This is a genomic window from Mesorhizobium sp. M7A.F.Ca.CA.004.04.2.1 (assembly GCF_004022825.1).
In the GTDB taxonomy this organism is placed as follows: Bacteria; Pseudomonadota; Alphaproteobacteria; order Rhizobiales; family Rhizobiaceae; genus Mesorhizobium.
Genome location: NZ_RZPH01000471.1, coordinates 1 through 4469, shown reverse-complemented (window position 1 = coordinate 4469; position 4469 = coordinate 1). Strand labels below are relative to the sequence as shown.

Genomic DNA, 4469 nt, shown 5'->3' with positions numbered 1-4469 from the left:
GTCCATGGCGCACGCTCACCGAAGATTTCACAGACCGGCCCGTCAGGGCGCTGAACGGAGGATAGACCATGCTTCAGAAAACCAGCCATTTCATGCGGCAGGCCAATCTCATCAACGGCGAGTGGGTGCAGGCCGACAGCGGCCAGACGGTCGACGTCAACAATCCGGCCACCGGTCTCAAGATCGGCACCGTGCCGAAGTCGGGCAAGGCCGAGACGCGCCGCGCCATCGAGGCCGCCGCCGTCGCCTTCAAGTCGTGGCGCAAGACCACCGCGCTCGAGCGCTCGAAGCTGCTGCGCAAGCTGCATGACGCGATGATGGACAATCAGGACGTGCTGGCCGAACTGCTGACCATCGAGCAGGGCAAGTCGCTGTTCGAATCGAAGGGCGAGATTGGCTCCGCCGCCGCCTATATCCTGTGGTTCGCCGAGGAAGGCCGCCGCACCTATGGCGATGTCGTGCCCTCACCATGGGCGGACCGCCGCATCCTGGTGACCAAGGAGCCGGTCGGCGTCATTGCCGCCATCACGCCATGGAATTTCCCGTCCTCGATGCTGGCTCGCAAACTCGGCCCGGCGCTCGCCGCCGGCTGCACCGCGGTGGTCAAGCCGGCGTCGCAGACGCCGTATTCGGGTCTCGCCTGGGGCGCGCTCGCCGAGGAAGTCGGCTTCCCCAAGGGCGTCGTCAACATCCTGACCGGTTCGGCCAGCGAGATCGGCGACGAGATCTGCGCCAATCCGCTGGTGTCGAAGATCACCTTCACCGGATCGACCGAAGTCGGCAAGCTTCTCATCCAGAAGTCGTCGGTCACCGTCAAGAAGGTATCGATGGAGCTCGGCGGCAACGCGCCGTTCATCGTTTTCGACGACGCCGACCTCGAGCGCGCGGTCGCCGGTGCGATCACCGCCAAGTACCGCAATTCCGGCCAGACCTGCGTTTGCACCAACCGCTTCCTGGTTCAGGCCGGTGTCTATGACAAGTTCGTCGAGAAGCTCGCTGCCGCCAGCAACGGGCTGAAGGTCGGCTCCGGCCTCGAGGACGGCGTGCAGCAGGGACCGCTGATTGACGAGAAGGCGGTCGAAAAGGTCGAGGAACTGATCGCCGACGCCACATCCAAGGGCGGCAAGATAGTCGCCGGCGGCAAGCGCCATGCGCTCGGCGGTTCGTTCTTCCAGCCGACGGTCATCGCCAACGCGACACCCAAGATGCGCTTCATGAAGGAAGAGATCTTCGGCCCGGTCGCACCGGTGTTCAAGTTCGAGACCGAAGAGGAAGCCGTCGCCCTCGCCAACGACACCGAATTCGGCCTCGCCTGCTACTTCTATACGGGCGATCTCGGCCGCGCCTTCCGTGTGATGGAAGGGCTGAAATACGGCATGGTCGGCGTCAATGAAGGCCTCATCACTACGCCGGAAGCGCCGTTCGGCGGCGTCAAGGAATCCGGCCTCGGCAAGGAAGGCGGACATCAGGGCATCGAGGATTACCTCGACACCAAATATGTCTGCATCGGCGGCCTCGGCCTCTGATAGGCTATCCCTGAGATGAGCAGGCCGATAGCCTGCCCATCTCTCGTGGGAAAACCAGCCGAAGTCTTCTGGATCAACTGGCATTTACGGGCATGGCGATGAAGGACGGCGAGGTTTTCGGCACGACGCAGGCTGGCGAGCAGGTGCGTCGCTTCACGATCAGGGGCGGCGGCATCACAGCCAACATCATCGGTCTGGGCGCGATCATCCAGGATCTGCGCCTGACCGGGCACGATGCTCCGCTGGTGCTCGGCTATGACAGCCTGGAAGGCTACGAGACGGATACGGCGTTCTTCGGTGCTGTCGTTGGCCGCTACGCCAACCGCATCCGTGACGGCCGCTTCACCATTGGCGGCAGCCGCTACCAGACCGAGCAAAACTTCCTCGACAAGCATACGCTGCATGGCGGCTCGCAAGGTTACTCCCACCGGCCGTGGACGGTTTCCTTGCATGGCAGGGATTTCGTCACGCTGACCCTGCACGATCCCGACGGCGCGATGGGTTTTCCCGGCGCGCTTGATGTCACCTGCACCTACCGGTTGAAGATCCCCGGCACGCTTAGCGTCGAGCTGACAGCCACCTGTGAGGAGCCGACGCTGTGCAATCTCACCCAGCATTCCTACTTCAACCTGGACGATGGCGGCGCCGGAGACATTCTCGACCACAGGATGATGTTGAATGCCGGCGCCTATCTGCCGGTCGATGGCGACATGATCCCGACCGGGGTGGTCAAGCCGGTTGACGGCACGCCGTTCGATTTCCGCCAGGCGCGGCCGTTGCGCATGGAGACCGAGGGCGAACAGCTGCCCTACGACCAGAATTTCTGCCTCGCTTCGACACGCGGGCCGCTCAAACAGGCGGCGTGGACGCAAGGCGCCAGTTCCGGTGTCGAGATGGAGGTCTGGACCACTGAGCCCGGCGTCCAGCTCTATACCGGTCAGTATGTGACGCCGCGCACCGGGCTGGAAGGGCGGAACTACAAGGCCTTTTGCGGTTTCTGCCTCGAGCCGCAGATTTGGCCGGATGCGCCGAACCGGCCCTATTTCCCGCAGGCGACGCTGTGGCCGGGCGCGATCTACCACCACGTCACGGAATACAGATTCCGGCTACCTTAGCCTTCGAACGCCGCCCGCAGCGTCTCGAACGGCGCCAGTGCGCCACGTACCTGCACTACGGCGGCGGCGACACGATGGGCATGGCGTGCGGCTTCCAGCGGTTCGTGACCGGCAAGTCGAGCCGCAAGATAGCCGCCGTTGAAGGAATCGCCGGCGCCCGTCGTATCAGCGGGAGCCGCGACATGGATCGCCGGCACGTCGCGCAGCGTTCCTCCCTTGGCGATCAGCGCCGGCGCTTCGCCATTCTTGACGACGACCTCGCCAACCAATTTCCCGATCCGCTTAGCGGTCACTTGCGGCGTCGCATCCTCAAACAGCATCTGCTCGTCGGGAAAGGTTGGTAATGCGATATCAGTGACGGCAAGGGCTTCGACGATCGCTGCCTGCGCCTCCTCGCGCTCACGCCAGAGCCGCGGCCGGTAGTTGGGGTCGAAGGCGATAAGGGAACCAGCCGAACGCGCCTTGGCGACGGCCGCCAGCAACGCAGCGCGCGCGGCTTCGTCCAGAATTGCCAAAGTGATTCCGGAAAAATAGACAAGTGCCTGGTTTTCCAGGTTTTTCGATAATGCGGCCGGGTCCGAGGCAAGCTGCCGCGCGGCGGCGTCGCCACGCCAATAAGTGAAGGAGCGTTCGGCTCCCGTCAGCGTGATGGCATAGAGGCCGGGCCGCGCGCCCGCTATGAGCGGGCTGGAGCCGATGCCAATGCCGTTTTCAGCGAAGAAATCGATCTGGCCTTGCGAGAACGGATCGTCGCCGAAGGCCGAGACATAGGTTGCCGGCCGCTCGGTGCTCAGCGCGTGCAGCGCCCACAGCGTGTTGAACGTGTCGCCGGCAAAGCCCATGCGCCAGTTCGGTCCCGTCTGGCCCGACAGTTCGAGCATGCATTCGCCGATCGAGGCGACGCCGTTTCCCGCCATCTACAATCCTCCAGTGATCCCGGTGCTGTAGCTTTTTGCCACCGGCAGCGCCATGCTTGGCAAGCAGGGTTTTTTCCGTCACAGCGTTTTCCCACAGGCTGGCGGGATGCGATCCGTCCGGCAGAGCGTTGTCTGCGGAAGAGGAACCGGTTTGGCATCGATATGGCGTTATCTTCTGGCGGGTCTTGGTCTGGCTGCCTTGCTGGTCGGCATTCTCGCGGTCGTCTTCCTGACGGCGCCGCGGTCGTCGCTGCCTGCCGGCCCGGATGTCTCGCGGACGAAGAACACCGCCAACGCGCTGTTCGTGGCCAGCTTCGCGCCGGAGCGGGGTGTCGTACGGCAGGGCGAACTGCAATCCTGGCTGCTGACCTTGAAGACAAAGGCAGGAGTTCCGGTGGAAGGTGCCGCGATCGCGATTTCGGGCGGCATGCCACTGCACAGTCACGGCCTGCCGACCAGCCCGCAGGCGACCGACTATCTCGGCGACGGGCGTTATCGAATCGAAGGAGTGAAATTCACCATGAGCGGCTGGTGGCAGTTGCATTTCGCCATCTCGGCCACCGCCGGCTCCGACACGGTGCTCTTCAACGTGGTGCTGTGAGCAGGACATGAGGCGGCTTTCGCGTTTTCTGGCGCTGATGCTGGCCGTTGTCCTTGCCGGTTGCACGAAGCCGGATTTTTCCGACGCCGAAAAGACGACCATCGCCTCGCTGGCGCTGTCGTCGCTGCCGGCGCTCAAGCCCGACACCACCAATCGTTTTGCCGACGTGCCGGCGGCTGCCGCACTCGGCTCGACGCTGTTCTTCGACCAGGGCATGAGCGGTGACGGGTCGATATCCTGTTCGACATGCCACAAGATCGACCGCCAGTTCCAGGACGACCTGCCGCGGGCGGTCGGGGTCGGCCGTACC

Annotated in this window: 5 protein-coding genes; 4 read left to right on the top strand and 1 reads right to left on the bottom strand. The window is 63.9% G+C overall.

Annotation, left to right across the window (positions count from 1 at the left end; genetic code table 11):
* The first annotated feature begins 68 nt into the window (after positions 1 to 68).
* Together EN893_RS20270 and EN893_RS20265 are read left to right on the top strand one after the other, a co-directional pair.
* Entirely contained in the window at positions 69 to 1526 is a 1458-nt protein-coding gene (locus EN893_RS20270) for an NAD-dependent succinate-semialdehyde dehydrogenase (protein ID WP_127267428.1), read from the top strand.
* A 92-nt stretch (positions 1527 to 1618) separates the two neighbouring features.
* On the top strand, positions 1619 to 2641 hold the full coding sequence (locus EN893_RS20265) for an aldose epimerase family protein (protein ID WP_127267427.1): 1023 nt from the start codon (positions 1619 to 1621) through the stop codon (positions 2639 to 2641).
* On the opposite strand, the gene EN893_RS20260 is transcribed toward EN893_RS20265, so the two are convergent.
* Positions 2638 to 3558: a sugar kinase gene (locus EN893_RS20260; RefSeq protein ID WP_127272010.1), complete on the bottom strand. Its 921-nt coding sequence runs from the start codon at positions 3556 to 3558 to the stop codon at positions 2638 to 2640. The two genes, EN893_RS20265 and EN893_RS20260, sit on opposite strands and share 4 nt — an antisense overlap.
* Positions 3559 to 3709: 151 nt before the next feature.
* Here EN893_RS20260 and EN893_RS20255 point away from each other — a divergent pair, with 151 nt between their 5' ends.
* Together EN893_RS20255 and EN893_RS20250 are read left to right on the top strand one after the other, a co-directional pair.
* Complete coding sequence (locus EN893_RS20255; RefSeq protein WP_027039042.1) at positions 3710 to 4159, top strand: FixH family protein; 450 nt, start codon at positions 3710 to 3712, stop codon at positions 4157 to 4159.
* A gap of 7 nt (positions 4160 to 4166) precedes the next feature.
* On the top strand, positions 4167 to 4469 hold a 303-nt coding region (locus tag EN893_RS20250), incomplete at its 3' end, for a cytochrome c peroxidase (RefSeq protein ID WP_281062493.1).

Bases quoted from the DNA above. Each gene is read 5' to 3' on its own strand.
- EN893_RS20270 (WP_127267428.1), top strand. From the start codon at position 69: ATGCTTCAGAAAACCAGCCATTTCATGCGGCAGGCCAATCTCATCAAC.
- EN893_RS20260 (WP_127272010.1), bottom strand. From the start codon at position 3,558: ATGGCGGGAAACGGCGTCGCCTCGATCGGCGAATGCATGCTCGAACTG.
- EN893_RS20265 (WP_127267427.1), top strand. From the start codon at position 1,619: ATGGCGATGAAGGACGGCGAGGTTTTCGGCACGACGCAGGCTGGCGAG.